At 41.5% G+C, this 22155-nt stretch carries 20 protein-coding genes; 2 read left to right on the forward strand and 18 right to left on the reverse strand.

The genetic code is table 11. From position 1 onward, the window contains the following. Positions 1–41: 41 nt before the first annotated feature. From J7E52_RS11950 to J7E52_RS12000, 11 genes are all read right to left on the reverse strand, one after another. Complete coding sequence (locus tag J7E52_RS11950; RefSeq protein WP_286197690.1) at positions 42–830, reverse strand: SDR family NAD(P)-dependent oxidoreductase; 789 nt, start codon at positions 828–830, stop codon at positions 42–44. A 42-nt stretch (positions 831–872) separates the two neighbouring features. Further along, a complete protein-coding gene (locus J7E52_RS11955) occupies positions 873–1382 on the reverse strand; it encodes an aromatic-ring-hydroxylating dioxygenase subunit beta (RefSeq protein ID WP_214746509.1) in 510 nt (169 codons plus the stop codon). A gap of 21 nt (positions 1383–1403) precedes the next feature. Beyond that, a complete protein-coding gene (locus J7E52_RS11960; RefSeq protein WP_214746512.1) occupies positions 1404–2705 on the reverse strand; it encodes an aromatic ring-hydroxylating oxygenase subunit alpha in 1302 nt (433 codons plus the stop codon). Between the two features lie 38 nt (positions 2706–2743). Beyond that, a complete protein-coding gene (gene nadX / locus J7E52_RS11965) occupies positions 2744–3529 on the reverse strand; it encodes an aspartate dehydrogenase (protein WP_214746515.1) in 786 nt (261 codons plus the stop codon). Positions 3530–3545: 16 nt separating this feature from the next. Further along, on the reverse strand, positions 3546–4991 hold the full coding sequence (locus tag J7E52_RS11970) for an aldehyde dehydrogenase family protein (RefSeq protein WP_214746518.1): 1446 nt from the start codon (positions 4989–4991) through the stop codon (positions 3546–3548). A gap of 12 nt (positions 4992–5003) precedes the next feature. Beyond that, entirely contained in the window at positions 5004–6692 is a 1689-nt protein-coding gene (locus J7E52_RS11975; RefSeq protein ID WP_214746520.1) for a thiamine pyrophosphate-binding protein, read from the reverse strand. A 29-nt stretch (positions 6693–6721) separates the two neighbouring features. Continuing rightward, positions 6722–7513 carry an SDR family oxidoreductase gene (locus J7E52_RS11980; RefSeq protein ID WP_214746522.1) on the reverse strand — a complete coding sequence of 264 codons (792 nt, stop codon included), beginning with the start codon at positions 7511–7513 and terminating at the stop codon, positions 6722–6724. Between the two features lie 100 nt (positions 7514–7613). Continuing rightward, on the reverse strand, positions 7614–8552 hold the full coding sequence (locus J7E52_RS11985) for a VOC family protein (protein WP_214746525.1): 939 nt from the start codon (positions 8550–8552) through the stop codon (positions 7614–7616). Between the two features lie 123 nt (positions 8553–8675). Next, positions 8676–9209 carry a cupin domain-containing protein gene (locus J7E52_RS11990; protein ID WP_214746528.1) on the reverse strand — a complete coding sequence of 178 codons (534 nt, stop codon included), beginning with the start codon at positions 9207–9209 and terminating at the stop codon, positions 8676–8678. Between the two features lie 290 nt (positions 9210–9499). Further along, complete coding sequence (locus J7E52_RS11995) at positions 9500–10315, reverse strand: IclR family transcriptional regulator (RefSeq protein ID WP_214746531.1); 816 nt, start codon at positions 10313–10315, stop codon at positions 9500–9502. 454 nt (positions 10316–10769) lie between these two features. Further along, positions 10770–10979, reverse strand: coding sequence for a hypothetical protein (locus J7E52_RS12000; RefSeq protein ID WP_214746533.1), 210 nt, complete (start codon positions 10977–10979; stop codon positions 10770–10772). 733 nt (positions 10980–11712) lie between these two features. Here J7E52_RS12000 and J7E52_RS12005 point away from each other — a divergent pair. Both J7E52_RS12005 and yppF read left to right on the forward strand, forming a co-directional pair. Continuing rightward, positions 11713–13002, forward strand: a complete 1290-nt coding sequence (locus J7E52_RS12005; protein ID WP_214746536.1) for an MFS transporter — start codon at positions 11713–11715, stop codon at positions 13000–13002. Between the two features lie 302 nt (positions 13003–13304). After that, complete coding sequence (gene yppF, locus J7E52_RS27275) at positions 13305–13487, forward strand: YppF family protein (RefSeq protein ID WP_214746539.1); 183 nt, start codon at positions 13305–13307, stop codon at positions 13485–13487. A 175-nt stretch (positions 13488–13662) separates the two neighbouring features. Here the strand turns inward: yppF and J7E52_RS12015 are convergent, their stop codons facing one another. The 7 genes from J7E52_RS12015 to J7E52_RS12045 form a co-directional block, all read right to left on the reverse strand. Continuing rightward, complete coding sequence (locus J7E52_RS12015) at positions 13663–14988, reverse strand: GntT/GntP/DsdX family permease (RefSeq protein ID WP_214746542.1); 1326 nt, start codon at positions 14986–14988, stop codon at positions 13663–13665. Positions 14989–15044: 56 nt separating this feature from the next. Continuing rightward, the gene (locus tag J7E52_RS12020) at positions 15045–15767 is read right to left on the reverse strand and encodes a GntR family transcriptional regulator (RefSeq protein ID WP_214746545.1); all 723 of its coding nucleotides are present in this window, start codon (positions 15765–15767) and stop codon (positions 15045–15047) included. A gap of 17 nt (positions 15768–15784) precedes the next feature. Further along, complete coding sequence (locus tag J7E52_RS12025) at positions 15785–16798, reverse strand: sugar kinase (protein WP_214746548.1); 1014 nt, start codon at positions 16796–16798, stop codon at positions 15785–15787. Beyond that, entirely contained in the window at positions 16791–17543 is a 753-nt protein-coding gene (dagF, locus tag J7E52_RS12030) for a 2-dehydro-3-deoxy-phosphogluconate aldolase (RefSeq protein WP_214746551.1), read from the reverse strand. Before dagF ends, J7E52_RS12025 begins: the two co-directional genes overlap by 8 nt. Beyond that, positions 17540–18649, reverse strand: a complete 1110-nt coding sequence (locus J7E52_RS12035) for a DgaE family pyridoxal phosphate-dependent ammonia lyase (protein ID WP_214746555.1) — start codon at positions 18647–18649, stop codon at positions 17540–17542. Before J7E52_RS12035 ends, dagF begins: the two co-directional genes overlap by 4 nt. Beyond that, complete coding sequence (locus tag J7E52_RS12040) at positions 18627–19730, reverse strand: amidohydrolase/deacetylase family metallohydrolase (protein ID WP_214746558.1); 1104 nt, start codon at positions 19728–19730, stop codon at positions 18627–18629. Before J7E52_RS12040 ends, J7E52_RS12035 begins: the two co-directional genes overlap by 23 nt. 710 nt (positions 19731–20440) lie before the next feature. Then, positions 20441–22030, reverse strand: a complete 1590-nt coding sequence (locus tag J7E52_RS12045; protein WP_214746561.1) for a long-chain-fatty-acid--CoA ligase — start codon at positions 22028–22030, stop codon at positions 20441–20443. Between the last annotated feature and the right edge of the window lie 125 nt (positions 22031–22155).

Consider the following 22155-nt stretch of genomic DNA (forward strand, 5'->3'; position numbering starts at 1 on the left):
ACTTATAAACCTTCTTCCCCATAGTTTATTTTGTTATGAACTCAACCCAGTCCGCGAACTGACAATCCTCCATCACTGGAGATGACTTCACCGGTAATTGCACGCGCTGCGTCCGATGCTAACAGGACATATGCAGCTACATGATCTTCGGGCATCTGTGCAAGCTGAAGAGGGTTTCTTTTTTTTATACTATTGGCCTTCGTTTCATTATCCACGATTTTAACGAATGGACGTAGGGGAGGAATGACCGATAATGCTGTCAGAGTGCCACCAGGCGCTACAGCATTCACCCTTATGTTAGGAGCGAGTTCAAAGGCAAGTTGCCGCATCAGCCCTATTTGGGCATGCTTGCTTGCTGTATACCACACCCCGCCTCCATCCGGATAAAAACTGGCACCGGATACGGTGAAAATAATATTGCCATTCGATTTTTGCAATTCTTTAAGAGCGGCTTTAGCACCAAAGAAAGATCCTTTAACGTTAATATCGATCAAAAAATCATATGCTTCGGAAAGTGCATCGGGAGTTACGTCGGCAAATTTAGCAAATCCATCAAAGACTCCAGCATTGGCAACGAAAACATCCAGCTTGCCAAATTGCTTGACAGTGGCCTGTACAGCCCGTTCATTGTCTTCATATTTGCTTACATCGCCTTGGTTAATGAGAATATCTTCACCAAATTCCTCTTTCATTTTCTTTAGCGTTTCTACCGAGCGGCCGATGATGCTGACTTTTGCCCCTTCTTGTATAAAACGTCTAGTGACAGCCTCTCCGATACCTGAATTGCCTCCGGTAATCAACACTACTTTATCCTTTAACGCCATTGACATTGTAACCAGCCTCCTTGTTATCTCTATTTACCCAAGTCAATATTATACGAAGATAGCAAGATTTCTGGTATTTATCGTTGATTGATCAACAATGAATATCCGTTTGGAAAGTTTCCATTTACCTTCTTCGAAAATGAATTCATCATTTCGTTCCCCCGAAATCAGATCATGTTGAATATCCGTGCTGCGGCTTCGATAAATTAGCAGATAGCTCTTGACGACTGCCTTTTCACCTTCAACAAAGTCTTTAACGCGTACATTAGAGACAAAACGCCGTGTTCTTGATGGCGGTATTTCAGCCCAAGCATAATCCGTTTTCAAACGATCCACGCGCAGTTTAAGCAGCTCAATATCATCATTAAATGTAAACATTTCCGTTGAATAATCCGGGCGTTCCACCCCTTCTTTATTAACACGTACAGGCATTTGATAACGCAAGCTCGAGTGCATTAAATCGAACCAATCATCAAATTCAATATCATCCAGTAGTTGAGCTTCATCATACAACCACTGTTCAAATTCACATTTAAGCAACATTTTCTCCACATTCATTTCCGTTCCCCCTCCCGCTTATCATTTCGTCATTAATTCAAGCCAGTACTTGTAAAAATTCCTTTGGCTCGCTTCAGTGAATTTATCATCGTAAGCAACACCCGGTCCTATAAAATCGACTGGTTCACGATGAAGCCCCATTGTATAATTGTAGGTTAAATTCTTTAGGAAAGGCATTGGGCCTTGAGCTGCTTCAGTAATATCCGTAAACACTTCCGTATCATCCTGTTCGAAAATGCCGGATGGGCTAAAGGTCAATATAAATGAATCTCTTGATCTATCTTTCCAATCTTGGGAGGCGTTCTTTTCCACGAGCATCCAAGCGATCACTTCCATTTTATTGTGACCGATTGGCCGCCACATTCTAATTGAAGTGTTGGAGATGAATTGGTCTTTGATTTTTGTATGGGATATTAAAAATGATAAGTTGGGGAAAACGTTCCCAATCATATTCTTTAAGTTTGATAACACTTCATATTGTTCTTCAGACAAATTAGTTTTAAATTCTTCTTTCAATTCCTCCGGGAAAGCGAAGTCAGGGTTAGGTGTCCCTAAGTTCAGTCCATGCCCGTTATCCGTATGGATTTGAAAACCACGCTTTGAATAGGTGGCATTGGGCACCATGCCCAGTTTGGCAATGGATCCGTGTGTGACCATCGTGTGATAGGAATCACCAACAAAGTTATCGGAACCAACTTTCCAGTTGGAATTAACAACGAATCTTTGCGGAACCCCGATTACTTCCATTTCTGCACGACCTACGAGTATATCCAAATACCATTTAATGTCTCCAAGAAACTCTTCAAGCGGCTCTGCATCTTCATTCCAAGTTCCAAATAAAAGACCTTTATAGGATTCAAGCTTTACTTTGTGAAGGCCCATTTCCGCCCGATCAAGGTTGCCCCCATATATGTCCTTTTGTAATGGCACCCCTACGAGCTCACCAGTGTTTTTGAAATTAAACCCATGGTAGGGACACGTAAATAATGACTTGTTCCCTTTATCTGCACGGCATAGTTTCATTCCGCGATGTGTGCACATATTATAAAACGCCCTGATTTCCCCTTCAGCATCACGAGTGATGATGAGCGAGTAGCCAGCTAGTTCACGGGTCATGAAGTCTCCTTTGTTGGGTACTTCAGAATCATGACCGATAAAAACCCATGTTTTCAAAAACACTTTTTCATGTTCTATATCATAAACCTTTGGGTCTCCAAGGAGGTATGCAGGTATAGCGCCTTCCTCTGGTTTAACCGTTTCGTTCAGATAGTTAATAACTTGCTGTTTCGACATTTCTTCTAAGGATTTATCAGTTTTAAGCATACTTTTTCTCTCCCTTCCAAGCTTTAAATCATAAGTCTTTACCCGATTTGAACGCTCTTTTCCTTATTTTGCAGAGTAGCCAAAACACTTAATGCCGCTAGATAACTCGTTTTCGGATTATTTGGCATCGGATCATTTTCCACTTCCAGTTTCAGTTTCCCGAACGAACCTGACGCTTCTATCAGGTGATTGTTTTTTAACACATTGGGATCGGCAATGATTTTCACTTTCGTCTTTTCAGATCCAAGACCAGCCATAGACAGCACAATCGCAACATTAATGTTTCTCGGAAACTGTTTGATGGCTTCTGCAGCAGATCCTTCAAATAATACCGTTTCTTCTGTCACTGTAGAACCTGCAGGCAATGCGTTTGGCGGTTTTCTTGTGGTGATGCAAACGGATTCAAGGCCATTCACCGCTTTTGCCGACTTAAGTACATCGAGACCTCCAATCGCACCAGACGGAAGGAGAATATTCACGTTATTCATTTTACAAATCTGATTTGATTGTTCTTCAAAGGCAGGGTTCGCCATCACGCCAATGCTGCTCAGCAAGAGGTCCTTCCCGCTTTTAAGCACTCTCAATGCATACTCTTCAGCTGCTTCAATCGTTGCAGCCTCTATGACTAAATCTACATCGGATTTAAGGAGTTCATCGACATCACTATATGGCTGTGTCCTGAATTCTTCAGCTAGCTGTGCCGCGATTTCTTCACGGCGGGCATAAATCGAAACGATTTTCCCACCTGGAAGAAGCCCGTCATTATTAATGGCCTGAAGTAGAAATTTCCCGATATTACCGCACCCGATTAAACCTAATTTCATATAGTTTCATCCTTCCTCAATCAGCAAACCCGTATGAGTCCGCAAAGAATTCCAACCCGCAATGTCTTGTTTCCCGCGAAACACCACTTTCTTTTAAGCCAGGGAAATCCAGTGCCAAGTCGCTGAAAACGGTATGATTATTATGGAAAACCGCACCAGCTTCAAGGCGATCTGCCATTTCGACAGCGATATCTTCATTCTCGGTCCAAACAGATGCACGCAGCGCAAACTCACTATCATTCGCTAATTTTACAGCTTCATCAATATCATTGAAAGGTAAAATTGGAATGATGGGTCCAAATTGTTCTACCCGAACCAATTCACTCTGCTGATCGACACCAGTAATAATGGAAGGAAGCATATAATAACCATTATCCCAAGTCTCCGGATTCAGCTGAATGCCAGTCGTGATAATATTACCTCCTGACTCAGCGGTACGTTCGATCAAGCCATTCACAAAATCATATTGTGCTTTATTATTCAATGGACCCATAGTCACGTCAGGCTGAATGCCATCACCAATTACCATCCGGCTAAACTCTTTGGTCAGCTTTTCAACAACCTCATCATAACGTGATTCTTGGACGTACACCCGTTTTACAGCAGAACAGACCTGACCCGCTGCTCGTAAAATCCCCATCCTCAAACGTTTGATAGCGGCTTCATCCATTTTGGCATCTTCCAAAATGATGGCAGGATCATTTCCGCCAAGTTCCATATATACTTTTTGCAGATTTCCAGCTGATTTCTTCATGATATCTTTTCCGGTTTCCGTACTTCCGACAAACGCCAATGTCCGTACGCGTGAATCGGAACATAGTTTGTCGCCGATAGCTTTTCCTGATCCTGAGATTACATTGATGACTCCTGGAGGAAAATGTTCAGCAACTACTTTTAAACAGGTCATTATCGTTAACGGGCAATTCGTTGCAGGTTTTACGACAACGGCATTGCCTGCCAAAACAGCAGGAATCACCCTTTTAAAGGTTAATATCATCGGAGAATTCCAAGGTGTGATTATTGCCGTGACACCTCTTGCCCTTCTTCGGATCTGGACTTTTTGATTTCCTGGAAGCACTTCAGGCTTCCACCAATCAAGTAACTCTGCTGCACAGCCCTTCATGACTTCAACACAGCGCAGTAAATCCTTTTTAGCTTCAACAAGTGTTTTCCCATTTTCACGTACAAACACTGTAACATTTTCCTCGATTACTTTTGAAAGTTCTTCTGCAGCAGTGCACATCCGGTTTGCCCGTTCCCCAATATCAGAGCGAGACCACGTTTCAAAAGCATTTTCTGCCGCTTCAATCGCTTCATTCACGATTTCTTCAGAGCATTTTGCCACCTGGCCAACTACTTCCGATGTATATGCCGGATTTACTACATCGACTTTATCCGCCGATTCTTTCCATTCTCCATTAACTAGGTATTTTCCTGAAACAAATGGGTATGTCGAAATCATTCTCAATCCTCCTTATAGTTTCCTGGGCTTGAACGCTTCCGCAGCTCCTGGCGGTCCGCCAAATGGCTTGGCCATAGGCCCCACGGCTTCCATATCAACAACGATCATTGAAGGTTTACGTCTTTCCTTTGCCTTTTTCAGTTCGGATATGAATTCATCTCCAGAACCAATACGGACAGCATCAAAATGCATGGACTCTGCCAGTTTCACAAAATCAGGACTCAATAAATCCACGGCTACCTGCCGACCATATGCGGCTGTTTGAATGTTGCGAAGAACCCCATAGCCTGAGTCATCGAACAATACGATGATAACTGGTAAGTTTTCTTCGGCTGCCGTGACCATTTCCCCTACATTCACCATAAACCCACCGTCTCCAGCCATTAGAACGACGGTTTTATCTGGACACCCCATTTGGGCACCGATTGCTGTTGGAAGACCTTGACCAATTCCGCCCCCTGATGCATGAATGGATGTTCTCGGTTCATAGATTTCGAATAAACGGCTGCCCCAAACGTTTGCCTGTACGGTTACATCACGAACTAGAATGGTATCGTTTGGTAATATCTCCCTCATGCCATCTACAAATTGCTCATAAGGTCCAAGTGTTTCCCTGAGTTGAGCGCGCACTTCATTTCTAAGCGAAAGAACTTCTTGTAAATATGAAGACTCAGCTTGAACTGAATGTTCTTCGAGCTTTTGAATGATGGCAGCTAACATATCTTTTGCATCGCCAACCAATCCTAACGTGGCTTTATAGTTCCGGTTAATGGCCTGCCAATCCGCATCGATCGCTATATGTTCTTGTGGCACCGGCACTTTCCAGTTGGATGTTTCATTCCCCCTAAACCTTACACCTACGCTAATCAATAAATCTGCATTTCTTAAAAACTCTTTTGTTGTTTCATATGCCGCAAAATGTCCGATGCATTGTTCATGGTTTTCTGGAATCGAGCCTTTTCCTGACTGACTGGTTATAACCGCTGCACCAAGGATTTCCGCTAATTTTTGCAGTTCTTGCGAAGCATTGGCACTGATGACTCCGCCACCGGCCCATATTACAGGACGGCGTGCGCCCACTATTTTTTGCACGGCTTGTTCAGGAATAAACGGCAATGGATTTGTTTCAGAAGTTAAAGCTCGTAGCCCTTCAAGTGAAAGATCTTCTATGATCGCCGATTGATAGTCAATGGGGATTTCCAATGTAACCGGACCCGTTGGTGCAGTTAACGCTTCTTGGATCGCCTTCCTTACAACTGCTGCAGATTGGTCAGGGTTTCTAAGCCTCACTGCATTTTTACAAGCTCCGCTCATCATGGACAGCTGGTCTTTACACTCATGTATGTATCCTTTGCCTGTACCAAGATAAGAAGAAGCCACTTCACCAGTAAGATGAAGAAGAGGGACGCCAGCTGCCCATGCTTCCACCAGTGAACCAGCAGCATTTCCTGCCCCTGTACCGGTACTCGTAATCACTACACCCAATTTCCCAGTTGCGCGGGCATATCCATCAGCCATGTTGACGGCACCGCTCTCGCCGCGTGAACAAATGAGTTTGATGCTTCCTTCTCTAAGAATTGCATCATAGATGGGCATATTGTGAATACTGACAATCCCGAAAGCAGTTTCCACTCCTGCTTGAACCAGCTCCTTTACTATGGAATCGGCGGTCGTAAATTCTATTTCTTCTTGTATTTTCATCGCGTTATCCTACCTTTTTAATAATATATTTATAGTGCCTTTCCGATCGCTCCTGCCGTCTCAATCGTCGAACCAGCTACATAACTTGCTTTGTCTGAAGCAAGGAAAACAATGACACTGGCCACTTCTTCCGCTTCCCCGACGCGGCCGAGAGGGATATTCCTTTTTTTCGCAAGGTCTCCGTAATACTCTTCAGGGTCCATATCAGGCGCATTTTTCAATCTTCTTCGCTCCCATTGATCGGTCCGGATCAATCCAAGACTCACTGAATTTACCAATATATTGTCAAAGGCTAATTCCTGGGACAAGGTTTTGCTTAAATTAAGGAGACCAGCCCTTGCTGCTGCAGTCGCTACCATATGACGTTCAGGTTCTTTAGCAAGCGTTGCATTAATATTAATAATCCGCCCTCCTCCCCTTTTCACTAAATGAGGATGCGTAGCACGAACGGCATATATGATGGCAAAGAACTTTAACTGAATCTGTTCTTCCCACTGCTCATCCGTTATGTCAAAAAAGTGACCCATCACGCTTTGACCGGCTGCATTCACCAATATATCGATTCCGCCAAACCTCTCAGCGGTACCATTAATGAAAGAATTCACATCCGATTTTGAGGTGACATCACATGTTGATGCAAAAATATCTGCCTTTTCACCAAATGAGAGCAATTGAGTTTGTGCACTTTCCATACGCTCTGCACTTCTGCCGCATATAGCCACTTTTGCTCCTTCAGCCAGAAACATTTCTGCTGTTTTTAATCCCACGCCCGACGTGCCGCCCATAATGACAGCCACTTTTCCTTGCAATCCTAAATCCACTCTCTTCACTCCTTTTCAAAGCCATTTCCCTTAAACGCTTTCTTTTAATATACAAGAAGCTAACTACTCCAAGAATAATGGGAGGAAATCAATATCCTCCTCATTTTTCCGTTATGACTGAATCATCTATATGAGAATCAACCCAGCCTGGATCGGGATCTCCTCCCATTGCTTTGCGGGCTTCTGGTTTCGGCGGACCTGCAATCCCCCACTGATCCATTAAATGCGGGACCCGTTTCCATACCCGTGCTCTCCACTCCGATTCATCTTCGATCGTTTCCAGATAACATGTATACTCCATAACAAAACCGCCTGGGTCTTGAAAATAACAGAAAATATTGTCTCCAGGCCCATGACGTCCAGGTCCCCAAAGTTCTGACAAGCCCGCTTTTCGCACATTGCTTATTCCTCGCATCAGTTCATCCACGGAGTCGACTTCGTATGCGATATGATTGACTGACGCATGCTCATCTTGATTGAAGGCAATGGAGTGATGTTTCCTGTTGCATCGCAGGAATGACATTTGGTGCTCACTCCAATCAGTAACTTTAAAACCAAGTACATCCGTATAAAACTCAACGATCATATCTAAGTTCTTCGTGTTCATTACAACATGATTCAATTTCACTGGGTCAACATTTTTCTTGCTCCAAATAGACGTTTGTACTTCCACCCAAGCCGAAAGCTCTATTACGCGGTTTTCCGGATCAATAAACCGCAGGCCATAACCGGCACCTGCTTCATCCAAATATCCAGGCGGTTCAATAATTCGAACGCCCTTCGATTGTAATATCCCTGCTGCACGATCCACCGCATTTTTATCGACCATGCCAAAAGCTATATGATGCAAACCACGTTTTTCTCCCTTGTGAAGGCTTAAAATATGATGTTCCGGTCCAGCCCCGCGGAAATAAACCGTATTCTCCTCTTCCGGAACATCCACTCTATCCAGTCCCCAAACCTTTTCATAAAACTCTGCTTGATCGTCGAAATTCGGAGTTATCATGCTTATATGCCGTAAATGAGTAATCCCAAGCATTTTTTATACCTCCCATAATTTAGATTGGCCTTTAGATAATTTGCATGGGCCATATTTAACAATCTAATCGAAAAGGGCGCCTCATTAATTTTCATAATGCAGGTGCCCTTTTCGGCTAAATGTTCAGTCTTTAATAATGGCTTCTCTTTCTTTAGCGCGTTGTTTACGCAGTTCTTCCAGGTCACTGCCTTCAGGATAAGTCGGCAAGTTAGGTTTCACTGCCCCTAGCATCACGAGCATGCGCGCCTCCACATCCCCGTCATTCCTAATTCCCCGATAAACCCCTGGTGGACTGCTGATGCAATCTCTCGCACTTAATTTAATTTCATGCACTTCGCTGTAGCTATCCTCTTGAATTAATGCCGTGACTTCACCCTCAAGAATGAAAAACACTTCTTCAACATCGTCGTGAAGGTGCAAAGGCCCGATACATCCCGGAGGAAGAACCATTGTACTTAAAGTGAAATGTATACCTGCAATTACATTCGTATCGTTATTGGCAGTCGCACCACGTCCGATATATCTCATCTGTGCACGTCTATAAGCGGGATCGATTTCTTCTTGGAACTTCAAGACACCCCAATCAAGCGAACGGTCTTTCAATCGGGCAACATATTTTTTTTCAAAATCCTTCACTGAAAAAGCTTCTTTTGTCATTTTAAAATTCCTCCCTTATTGGATGTTTCTAAACCGCAACATGTTTCATAAGCAAAACATTGTTTTGTCTATGAATTAAGTCTAAGATGAAAACGCTTCATTGTCAATTAGTTTTTAGAATATTTAAAACTATTTTTATAATCCGAACGCTCGGCGCTTTGGGATAAACTTGTAACGATTTAATCTAATATCCGCTTTTCTTAACACAAAAAAGTGTGGATCCCTATTGGGAGATCCACACTTTCTAAAAAGGTTATTCAGTTATTAATGGATTGGCACTTTTAAATGGTTCAGACATCTTCGTGTTGATACGGCTTAACCCCACTATATCCCATATAAACGGATAACTGCCGAGAAACTTCCAACAGTTTCGGCAAGGCAATTTTATCGATGAAATCCTCCTGGTAAGCAGACTCTGTTGCCACGACATTCAAGGCTGCCAACACTTTCCCAGTCCTGTCAAAAATCGGAGCGGCAACAGAACGTATGCCAGGGTGGAATTCCCCGCTTGTCATCGAATAGCCATTTTGCCGAATCGATTCCAGCTGTTTTTGAAATTCACCCGGCGCGGTGAGCGTTTTGTCTGTATAAGGAGTTAGATTTGAGATCTTGAACATTTGCATTAACATTTCTTTCGGTTGATATGCCAAAAGTAATTTTCCATTTGCCAAAGCATGTGCCGGAAGCCGCAATCCTATGTTCACATTGACAGCGGATACACCTCTGATTGGGGCACTTCCAACATAAACAACTTCCTGTCCATCCAAAATGGACAGATGGCAGGAGGCTCCGATTTCATCACGCAAGTTCTCCATATAAGGCTGGACAATTTCCTGGAATTTCAAGCTATTCAAATAGCTGAATCCCAATTCAAGAACCTTTGGCGTTAAACTATAACGTTTGGTATGTTCATCCTGAGACAAATAACCAATATTTTGTAATGTGAATAATAAACGATATGGTACCGTTCTGCTTACTCCCAGTTGTTTTGCAATTTCTGAAAGAGACAAACTAGGCTGTACTTCATTAAAGAGCTTAATGATTTCCAACCCTCTAACCAATGAATTAGCACTATATTTCTCTTTCTCTTTTTCTTCGCTTGCCATTCGAGTATTCCCCCCGTAGTGAATAAATCTCATTTTCTCCTGACTATAACCCATTCAGTAAAGCTTTCTTCATACCTAGAAAGAAGAACTTGCAGTATATGTACATCTTTTTCCGGCATTTAGTGAATGTTTTTGATCCATACTTAATGATTGCAAACCTGTTGTAAGTAGCATCCGTAACACCCACAGATCTTACTGATAACATAAATGGCCGGTCTTCACGCATAATGGAAAACCCGGAATAAGGAATCAATTATTAAAATATTCTTGACTCACTATCAGGTCTGACCTGATTCATACAAAATGGACATCCTATCTTCAATATCTGTCCCGACACTGGTCTTGTGTTAAATTTGATGACCGGTATCCGGACGTAAGAACTTGCGCTTCCTTAACTATACAGGAACATTTAGCGCCAGTAGCGCACTGCCCTCTGCTTTGCAAGTTCATCTGATCACATTTTGATGGATTTTAATCCATTAAGAAGTTTCCGTTTACTTTCTTTCATGCTAACTACAGCTGCTCCACGAGTCACATCTGATATAATCAACGCTTTCACCACTTCCGGAAAATGGCTAGTAAAAGCCGAGAGCGATAACCGAGCCCATCTAATGACCGAGCTGGTTTCTCCTTGTTTCCCGAACACTGCAGGAACAAGCGCCATTCCTTATCCCGATTCCTGATAATGAATCGGGCAGTTCTTCTAATTGGCAACCATTTCTACCTCACAATACTTTACTCTTCATGTATAAATAGAATAGTGTATATGTGTCAATTAAAGCATATTTACTTATATAAAACTATTTGGAAGCCTAGCTTAATTGACGTATCGATAGAAAAGCTTGTTGTTATATAACCAAATATACAAATAAAAACAAATAAAGAATTTTAATACATCATGTTTCTGCCAAAGCACAAAATTTCCCATATTAAGTATTTCATATACAAAACAATATAAATGAATTATAGATTTTCCTGATTTTAAATTCAATATCAACAAGTCAGAATTTTTAATAATTTGATAATAATTTGTTTTTTTGACACAAAGAATTAGATTTGCTTCCATTCTTAGTCCTTGCCTGATAGAGGTCCTTCTAGTCCAATAGGATGAAACAGAGTTCGCCTTTAACTGAAAGCGCTTATAAGATTGTTTATTCTAAAAATAAGAAATTGTCAAAATATTAAATTGACAATCAATTCTATTTATTTTATCGTTAAGTAAGTAAAACTTTGTTTCACTTACAAAACATACCATTGCTTATTTATCTTTCATTATTTTAACGAAAGGCGGGATACAGATCTTAATCAAAACTAGTACCTATCAAAAGGAAAACGTTTTCACTTATTCCAATGGTAAGTGTTTTAAGCAATGCTAAAAGCTATAAGGAGATGGTATTATGTTAAATGGGCAAAAAAGATGGCTGTATATTGCCGTTCCAATTTTTTTCTTTTGGTTTTTCGGACAAATTGATAAGGTTGGCATTTCCATCATTCAAACAGATCCAGAATTCTTGCATGCACTTGGGATGACAGGCGACGACAAAAATGCGAAGATCGGTCTTCTTTCTTTTGTATTCACCATTGCTTATGGAGTTTCGAATCTTTTTTGGGGCTTCATCATTGATAAATTAGGTGCCCGAAAAACAGCCATCGCCGGATTATTCGTATGGACTCTTACCATGATTACATCAGGTCTAGCAAATTCATATGAAATGTTTTTAATTAGCAGGGTCATTCTCGGTTTTGGCGAAGGGATGATGATTCCAGTTTCCGGTAAATTTATTTCTAACTGGTTTAATAAACGAGAATTGGGGAGGGCCCAGGCATCATGGCTAACCGGAAACTATTTAGGTCCTGCAATTGGAGCCGTTGTTTTGGTACTCGTGATATCTTTACTCCATTGGCAAGCAGCTTTCTTTATGCTTGCAGCCTTCAACTTGTTTATTAATATCCCGATGTTCATCTTTTTGACGAGGAATACACCAGAAGAGCACCCCCGTATAAGTAAGGAGGAATTGGCTTTCATCCGCCAATCGGATGATGAAGAGAAAGAAAGCGTCCCTTCCGAGAGTAAGAGTTTCGCCCAGGATTATCGTTTCTGGATAGTCTGGTTCGGCATGCTCGTATGCTCCTTCCTTTTTTTCGGGATCAGCATTTGGCTTCCTACCTATCTCATCGAAGCAAAAGGATTCGAAAAGGAAGGGATGTCAAGCATTACTTCGCTTTCCTGGCTATTTGCTTTAGGATTTGTCTTGGCATGCGGTTTTCTGGCGGACAAAACCGGACGTCCAAGTTTGATGGCCTCGATTCTATTTTCATTGACGGCTGCCTTTCTGACTGTAGCGGTATTCATCCCCAATCCTATTTTGGCCGGGGTATGTATGGGACTGGCAATGGGATGTCAAGGCGGCGTGTTCCATCTAAGTAATATGCTCATGGTAAAATACTCAACACCTGAAACGGCAGGACGGGCTGCTGGACTAATGGGATTCACGAATATAATGGGAGGCTTTTCAAGCTATATCATGGGGTGGCTTCGTGACTTGTCCGGCGGGGATTTCAGCACTTCGATCGCCATGCTGATTTTTGCAGCCCTCTTAGGTTTGGGAGCTTATATATTCTCCATTAAGAGAGAAGCGGCAGAACTGCGCTTATCACCTATACCTGTACAAAAGATACAAGTATGAAGTCCTTGTAAGATCAGAATGTTTTATCACCTAAATTAACAATCAAACCCTTGAATAATCAAGGGTTTTTTCTTGATCCTACTAAAGAGCAAGCCCGGTACAATAGAAGTTAGAAAGAGCAAATGCCAGTCGGTATCGCTTTTTCTTTACATATCCCGATAAAATTTCCGACCGCTTACCCCGAATCACTCCTTTATTTGTATAAATATGTCGATAGTTAAAATATTCAAAAAATGATTTTTTTTTGAATACCCATGTTATATTGTTAATGGAAAAAAATACTTGTCAAGTAAGGTGAGTGTGTGAATATTGAAGTTTTAATTCTCCATTATATTCAGGAAAAACGTCAAAAGCCTAACCATGCCAATGAGTTATTGGATTACATTCAGAATGAATATGTAAACGGGAAGCTGTCAATCTTGCAATATAGAAGCCTCTGTCAGGACTTATATCTTCGAGGAGCCAAACAAACGTCTCCTGGATGAAACTACACCCTTGTCAATAGTCTAACCACTTCCAAACTTTAGAGCTCCTCCAGTCAAATACTTTGTAAGAATACAAGTATGTTCATAATAAAGAAAAGCCTCCGTGATCTGTCACCCCAAGACAGATCACGGAGGTAAATGCGACTTAATCAAGCATTGCAAAAATTTTCTTTAATTAAATGAATATATCGAAAATTAAAACCAAACCGAATGCCACGAAGGAAAGTAATGTTTCCATGACTGTCCATGTTTTGAAAGTTTCTTTAACGGTTAATCCCAAGTATTCTTTTACTAACCAGAAACCGGCGTCATTAACATGGGAGAACATAAGTGAGCCTGCTCCCGTGGCAATAACGAGCAATTCTAGATTAACACCCGTCATATTGGCCACGACCGGTGAAACGATCCCTGCTGCCGTGGTCAAAGCGACGGTTGCAGAACCTGTGGCAATCCGAATCAATCCGGCCACAAGGAATGCAAGAACGATCGGTGATAAAGAAATTTCTTCAGACATGGAAGCGATTGCAGTCCCTACGCCACTATCAATTAAAATTTGCTTGAACCCTCCGCCAGCACCGATAATAAGAATGATGGAAGCTAACGGCAATAAACATTCTTCCGTCAACTTTTTAATTAATGATTTGTCCATACCCTGTCTGTAGCCCAAGAAATAGTAAGCTGCAAAACAGGAGATTAATAGGGCAATCACCGGACTTCCGACAAACAATAAGAATTTTTCAATGGAACCCGGTATCGGCAGATAAGGCGCCACTACCGTTAAAACCATCAACAATACTGGCAAGAGGATGATGAAGAACGAAACTCCAGTCCCTGGTAATCCACTTGACTTTGTTACAACCCGGATCAATTCCGGTTCTCCGACAGGAATGACCCGTTTATGAATCCATTTTGCGAATAGAGGTCCAGCGATTACAGCAGTCGGGAATGCGATGATCAATGAGTACAGAAGTACGTGTCCCATGTTAGCATTATAGATTCCAATGGCTGTCATGGCTCCCGGATGCGGAGGTACCAGCCCATGTACGATTGATAAACCGGCAAGTACTGGAATACCTATTAACAAGATGTTCACTTTGGTTGATTTCCGAATGGAAATGACCAAAGGCAGCAATATGACTAAACCAACCTCGAAAAATACCGGAATGCCGATGATGAAACCAGATAAAAGCATGGCCCATGGCAGGTTCTTCACGCCGAATTTATTAATGAAAAAGTCAGCAACCTGCATACCGGCTCCAGAGTCGGACATCATCTTTCCTAAAATGGTCCCTAAGGCCAATATTCCAATAAGGTGACCAAGGACCGCTCCGACACCCGTTTCATAAGCTCCAACAATCTTGTCCATTGGCAGTCCAGAAAAAACCGCTAAAAATAAACTGGCTACAGTCAAGCTAATGAATGCATGCCATTTCCACCATGATACCCCCAAAATAACAATTACGATTGCTATCAGCGTGATTCCTAATAAATATAGATCCATATGTTCTCCCCACCCTTTTGAAATCGCTTACAGTCAAACCAATACAATAAATGGGATTATTGTACCGGCTCGTTATATGTCACGATGTAGTTCTGTTTAGCCGTATTGTAATACCCTTCACTGTATTCCATAACATTTCCGTCCCCATCACTGGAAATCCGAATTCTTTTTAGTACTGGACTATTGTTTTCGATTTTCAGTGTTTCGCAAATGTGATCCGGAGCGATGGCAACGGCAAACTCATCTCTGAATGTTTCAAGTTTGACGTTTTGATCTTCCAAAAAGCGGTACAAAGAATTGATTTGGACCTCTTTTATCTCTTCTTGGTTTATATCAAGTGAAACATAATGTGTAAAGTAAATATAAGGTTCATTGTCCAATAAATATATCCGTTCAATACTTATGCAATGGTCACCAAATAAAGAATGCAGCTTAGAGTCTGCAGAAAGGTCAACATGACTTATGTTTAACACCTTTTTTAAAATAGAGTGCCCTTCCTCCACCAACAGCTCTGTGAAACGCTTTCCTTTGGAAAGTTTGACAATCGAACCATTAGCTATGACTCTAGTGCCTTTGCCGCTTTTCTTTTCAACATACCCCTCTTGCACAAGTTCTTTGATTGCATTACGGACAGTGACCTTACTTACGTTGAATTCTTCCTCCAAAAGAGGCTCAGAGGGAATGTTTGTGTCGATGGCATAAACCCCATGTAAAATACGATCCTTTAATATTTCTTTTATTTGTAAATACATCGGTCCATTTTTTCTGTTCACATTCATTCCTAATCTCCTGCCTTTTATCTCTTAATATCTTCCATTTTACCTTCCATTGCCGAGAGTATCTCCTTTTCGGTTGCCAAAGGAGTATCTCCAACGACAGTACATGCCAGCATTCCTGAAACAGCCGCGAACCGAACTGTCTTTTCAGGGGAATATCCCCGCAATTCGCCATGGAGGATTCCGCTGGTGTAAGCATCGCCTGAACCTATTCTATCATATACGGAAAATGATAGGATATCGGAAAAGTAAAATGTTCCTTCCTTGTACATATACCCCCTCAGCGTATGGCTATTATCACTGTTGATTGAACGATGTGTCCCTGCTATCGATTGAATATTGAATTTCTTCGCCACTTCAGGAATCAACTCAATAAGCTGCTCTTCCCTAGTGGAGCCTTCTGACTTCATGCCTAAAATATATAGGGCGTCTTTCTCATTCATCATGACTATATCAGCCAAAGAAAGCATTTCTTCATAATGAGGCTTTGCGTCTGCGTAACCTCCCTCCCATAAAGAGGGGCGGTAATTGCAATCGAAACAGACTGTACCGCCTTTTTCTTTGACTTTACCTGCCAGCACCTTCATACTTTCCCGTACATTTTCCGCCATTGCAAGCGTGATTCCGCAAAAATGGATGATATCCGTACTTTCCGAAATCATATCCATATCATAATCGGATAAGGAGGCTGTATTAAAACTGCTTTCCAGTCGATTGGAATATGTGACACGGCTCGCCCGCTGTCCAAAACCATTTTCCAAAAAGTACATCCCCAAGTATTTGCCGCCTCTAGAGATGAAGTTCCTTCCAATTCCTAATCGCTGCAAAGATGAAATCGCTGAATCCCCAAGGGGATTATCCGGTAACTTTGTCACAAGATACCCATCATGTCCTAGTTTTGTCATCGCAGAAGCAACGTTTACCCCCGTGCCTGAAAAGGAGTATTGCAGAGTGTTAGCCTGTGATAGCAATTCATACCCAGGTACCTGCAAACGCATCATTACTTCCCCGAATGCCACAATCCTTTTAGGCATATTTTTCAACCAATTTTTTTGTTATGGCTAATAATTTCCGTACATCCTCCCCATTCGTTTTACCAGTCTCTTCATCGATGATGGAAGAATATACATGGGGAATGACTTTAGGCACTTTTGCTTCTAATGCGATTTCTAATATGGTCTCGAAATTATTTAAATCGATTCCACCTGTTGGTTCCAAAGCAAATCCCTCTTCACCACAAGCTTTTGCAACAGCACGATATTCATCTTCATGCTTAAGGCCTTTCATCGGAAAGTATTTCAATGCATTTCCTCCCATATCGCGAACAAGCGCAATGGCAGCTTTGATAGGCACAATGGCAGTTTCTGCACCTGCACTTACTGGACCAGTGGAGATATTCACATAACCAACTTTCCCAGTTGGAGAAACAAGTGAATTTATCCAGCTATCCTTCTCACCTAAATTGGCCCTCGTAGCACCAACAGCCGGAAAAACCTGGTTAATATGACTGCCTGGATAGTATTTTGCTATTTCTGCGACAACTGCTGCCTGTCTATTATCGCCCGCGCCCAATCCTATTGAAACGGCCTCATCAATGGCTTTCCCGTATTCTTTCATTGCTGTAACACCAGCTTCGACAGTTGGATAATCCTTTGAGAGTACACCAACCAATACATGTCCTTCCGCTGCTTCAAAGACTTCCACTGCATTTTCTACACTATTTGCCAGTACATTTAGGGCTACACGATCATTCAATAAACGTTTGTTTATGTTTGTCATCCTTGTTTTCCTCCTAGTATGGTTCTTAATTGTGCTTCAATGACATTTATATCATCACCTTGCAATGGACGCGGATCTATATCGAAAAAGCCTTGCCGTATCCCATAATCACGTGTATAAATGGCAATATCCCCATTTCTGAGCTGCTCGTTCACTTCTTTCGCCGTTGTTTCCGTTATCAAAGGATCAATGGAAATACGTGCTCTATATATGGCACGGCCGGCTTCATCCTGAACTATCGTTACTTTTACGCCATCAATGGAGTCAAGTGATGTGAGAACTTTTAAACTAGCTTTTTCTTTTTCGCTAGTATCCGTCTTGACAAAATACTCATCCATTGCCTGAAGCAGCCCAAAGGTAGTTTCCTTTCCAACCTTCATGCTCCTTCCGATACAGTGCAATTGAACCTTTACCCATTCGATATATTTTTTTCTGCCAGCAACGATACCGGATGTGGGTCCTTCAATTGCTTTTGATCCACTATAAATCGCCAAGTCGGAGAATTGTACATATTTTTCCAAATCCTCCTCCGCTGCTGCATCGACAATCAGAGGGATATTATTCGTTTTGGCCACTTCCCATGCTTCTTCGACAGATATCATATTTTTCTGAACAGCATGATGCGATTTCACGTATAAAATGGCAGAAGTATTTTCATTTATGGCATCCGCAATATGTTCTGCCTTCCCTTCGTTTGCATACCCAACTTCAACCAATTTTCCGCCACCCAGGTAAATCATGGTTTCAACCGGTGCACCATACTGAACGTTATGGCCTTTCAGCATGATGATTTCATTCTTTTGGATCGGATCTTGATGAAGCCGTTCGCTTTTCCTTCTGTTTCCTTCAGTAACGATCGCCGCTACTGAAAGTGCAATTCCACTTGATGCTGAGTTTACGACGACAGCTGCTTCAGAATGAAGCAAATTTGCTATATGCTGACCTGACTTATCGACTAAATCAGAAATTTCCACATAATTTTGCCCGCCTTTTTTCATCGCGTCCATCACTGTGTCAGTTGGGGCAGAAACCCCCAATATGCTCATTCTTCCGCTTGCATTAATGACTCTTTTCAAACCGTATTTAGCATTCAATGAATTCTCCATTTATAACCACTCCTTTTACAACAACTCTTTTTTCTGCCATCCTTTTTTCACCATCGGAATCCACTAAAAGGGTCGGCTCATTCTTGATCGAGAATAGAGTCAAGTTCGCAATATCCCCAGCTGAAATCCTGCCTAGCTCTGGTTTATGCAACCAAGCTGCTGCATTGATGGTAACGGCATCTATTACTTCTTTTAATGGATAACCGAGATACAAAAATTTTGTAAGCACATTTGCCATATTAAAAACTGGCCCATTCTCTCTGTTTTTCCGATATATATCCGTACTGATCGTATTGAAGCGGATTCCCCGCTTTTTCGCCATTTCTGCGGTTTTAAAGGAAAAGCTTGCTGTTCCATGACCTACATCCAAATGGACACCACGTTGTATCGCCTTATTTAACTCAGGTAGCGGCTCTTCTCTTTCATCAAATAAATTATTCGCTTTACCATTTAAGAAATGCGTAATAATGTCCTTTTCCTCAAGTAAATCAAGGACTTCCTTAATATCCGGCGGCCCTGAACCGATATGGACCATTAATGGTAAACCAGTTTCAGCCGAGAACTTCCTAGCGATTTTTAGTGGCTCGACTCCATTTGGACCAACCACACTTTTACTTATTCTCGCTTTAAGTCCAACGACAAAATCTCCGTACTTGGAAATTGCCTCCCTTAATTCCCCTTCGTCCAGCCATGAAATATCCGATAACTCATCAATCCTTTTCAATCCAATCCGCGAAATATTCAGAAAGGCGAAAACATTCGTTTTGGAATTTTCACAACTGCTAACCAGATCAGATATCCTATCTGCCCCCGTGCTTCCTGCATCAATGACCGTTGTTACACCAGTTTTATATCCAATCTCATCAACCTCATCACCATAAGGATCGAATTCCGGGAAAGCATGTACATGCATATCAATCCATCCGCTCGATACAAAAACTTTTTGATCATAATCAATTATCTTATCCCCTGTTGCTGTTCCGGGAAGTGCGATTTCTTTAATCATCCCATTTTCCAGTATGATATCCGCTGCATTTCCCTCTAACATCTTTACATTCTTCAGAACTAACGTATCTGTCATTTCCCTCATCCTTTTCGGTACATCCTATAGATTGCAAGTACTTTGTATACGGTTACACTGAATTGTGTGAGAATTCACTTCATTTCTCTTTACAAAAATAGATTATCATATTTTGTCGAACTAATCAATATAACGTTATAATGTTTAATTGAAATTAACAGAATTTTTAATAGATCCTCGCTTATTTTTCTATGTGCTCATTAGTTTCTTCCATATATATTGATCTCATTTAGGTTTTTTAAAATTTCCTGTGCTATTCATAAAAAAGGCGGGAGGAAAAACAATCTGTTTTTCCTCCCGCCTTTTTATTTTTTCACGGCTTCTTACAAAATTACCATTGATTATCCAGAAATAATGATTATAAAGAAAAACTAACTCTAATTCAGACTGCAGACAAACTCGATGAGATTTTAAGGGTTTGAACAATTTGAACGTTGCCTCCAGGCACTCGCTGGCAGTCCTTATAGATTAATAGCAGCATATTATTCCGGAAAACACGCTTATCATGTATCAGGCTATGCTTGTGGTACTAAAATAACGTATATATATTACACTAAGTCTAATCTTTCATTTAGGAGCCCTCGTTAAATTACAGAGGAAATGGTGCTTTGCATAAATAAAAAAACCAAGAATGCTGATTTAAAAGCATTCTTGGTCTTGTTATACTTTTTTTATGACAACCCCCTGATACATGTCCCATTCCTAAGCCTTTAATTTACCTTTTTCGATCCTTTCCAATGGATTTCCCTCAAACGGTATTTTTGCAGCTTACCTGTTGCCGTTTTCGGTAAAGACTCTACGAATTCAACTTTTGTCGGTGCTTTAAAGTGGGCCATTTTTGAGCGGCAAAAGGTAATGATCTCATTTTCTGTCACTTCCGCATTGGGGTGCAGCACAATGATTGCCTTAGGCGTTTCTCCCCATTTATCGTCTGGGATGGCAATGACCGCCGCCTCCAGAACATCTGGATGTTTATACAATACCCCTTCCACCTCTGTAGAAGAAATATTTTCTCCCCCGGAAATGATTAAATCCTTAGCCCTGTCCTGTATTTCAATATATCCATCAGGATAGGTCACCGCCAGATCCCCTGTATGAAACCATCCACCCCTAATTGCTTCAGCCGTCTTTTCCGGATCCTTATAATATCCTTCCATTACAACATTGCCGCGAGTAATGATTTCCCCCAGTTCCTTTCCATCCCAAGCGACTGCTTTTCCATCTTGATTGACTACCATCGTTTCCCCATTGAAAACCAATTCAATACCTTGTCTCGCCTTTATTATTGCTTGTTCGTCCGCCGATTTGGCTTCAAACTCATCCTTCCACTCGTTATATAGGATGAAAGGGGAAGTTTCTGTTAATCCATATACGTGAATCATATTCAAACCAAGGATTTCTTGCGCCTTTTGTATAAGCGCTGCTGCTGGAGGAGCACCTGCTGTTGCCATCCTTGGACGCACTTTGATATTTGTTTCTTTTGCTTTAGGATCATTCACTAGCATATTGACGACAGTAGGTGCTCCACATAACAATGTAATATTATGCTGGGCGAATAATTTGAGGATAAGAGGGGGATCAACTTTCCTTAAACATACATGAGTCCCGCCAGTAGCCGTTACCGACCATACACCTCCCCACCCATTTGCGTGAAACATTGGCAGGGTATGTAAGTATACATCGTCATGCTTCACTCCAAGGTGATAAATGAAATTAGCGGCGTTCATGTAATTCCCGCGATGGGTTAACATTACCCCTTTTGGTTTTGAAGTCGTTCCACTCGTATAATTTATAGTCAAAAGTTGATTTTCATCGATTGTAACCTCTGGCAGCTCTTCATCAATTGCATGCAAAATGAAATTCTCATAGTCTATTCCAGGTAAAGTGGTTTCATGTCCTTCAGCAGGCACGATAATGATTTTTTCCAATGAAAGTCTAGTAATGATCTTTTCGATCGGAGCGGTGAATTCTTCATCGACTATCAACATTTTTGAATCGCTATGTTTGATAATATATTCCAAATCCTCTGCAGCAAGCCTATAATTCAAAGGAACCATTACCGCTCCCATTTGACAAATTCCATAAAAACATTCCAACATATAATGCGTATTTGGCAACATTACTGCAATATGGTCGCCTTTTTCAATTCCCGAAGAATACAGTGCTTTGGAAAGTTGATCTGACCGCTGCCCGAATTCCTTGTATGTAAACTCTTTCTCTTCATCGATGACTGCCACTTTATGAGGATAATATTTTACGGCCCTGCGCTTCCAATCCATTGGGGTTAATGGGGAAAACATTTTACCATCTCCTTCTATTGAGATTCTCTGCTTACAGCACCAGCTGTTTCGTCATGATGAATCATTGAGTAAAAAACTTCTTAACCTTTTGATACATATTCATTTTCCAAACGTCATATCTTCTG

This window comes from Bacillus sp. ISL-34 (assembly GCF_018613325.1).
Taxonomy (GTDB): Bacteria; Bacillota; Bacilli; order Bacillales; family DSM-1321; genus Peribacillus.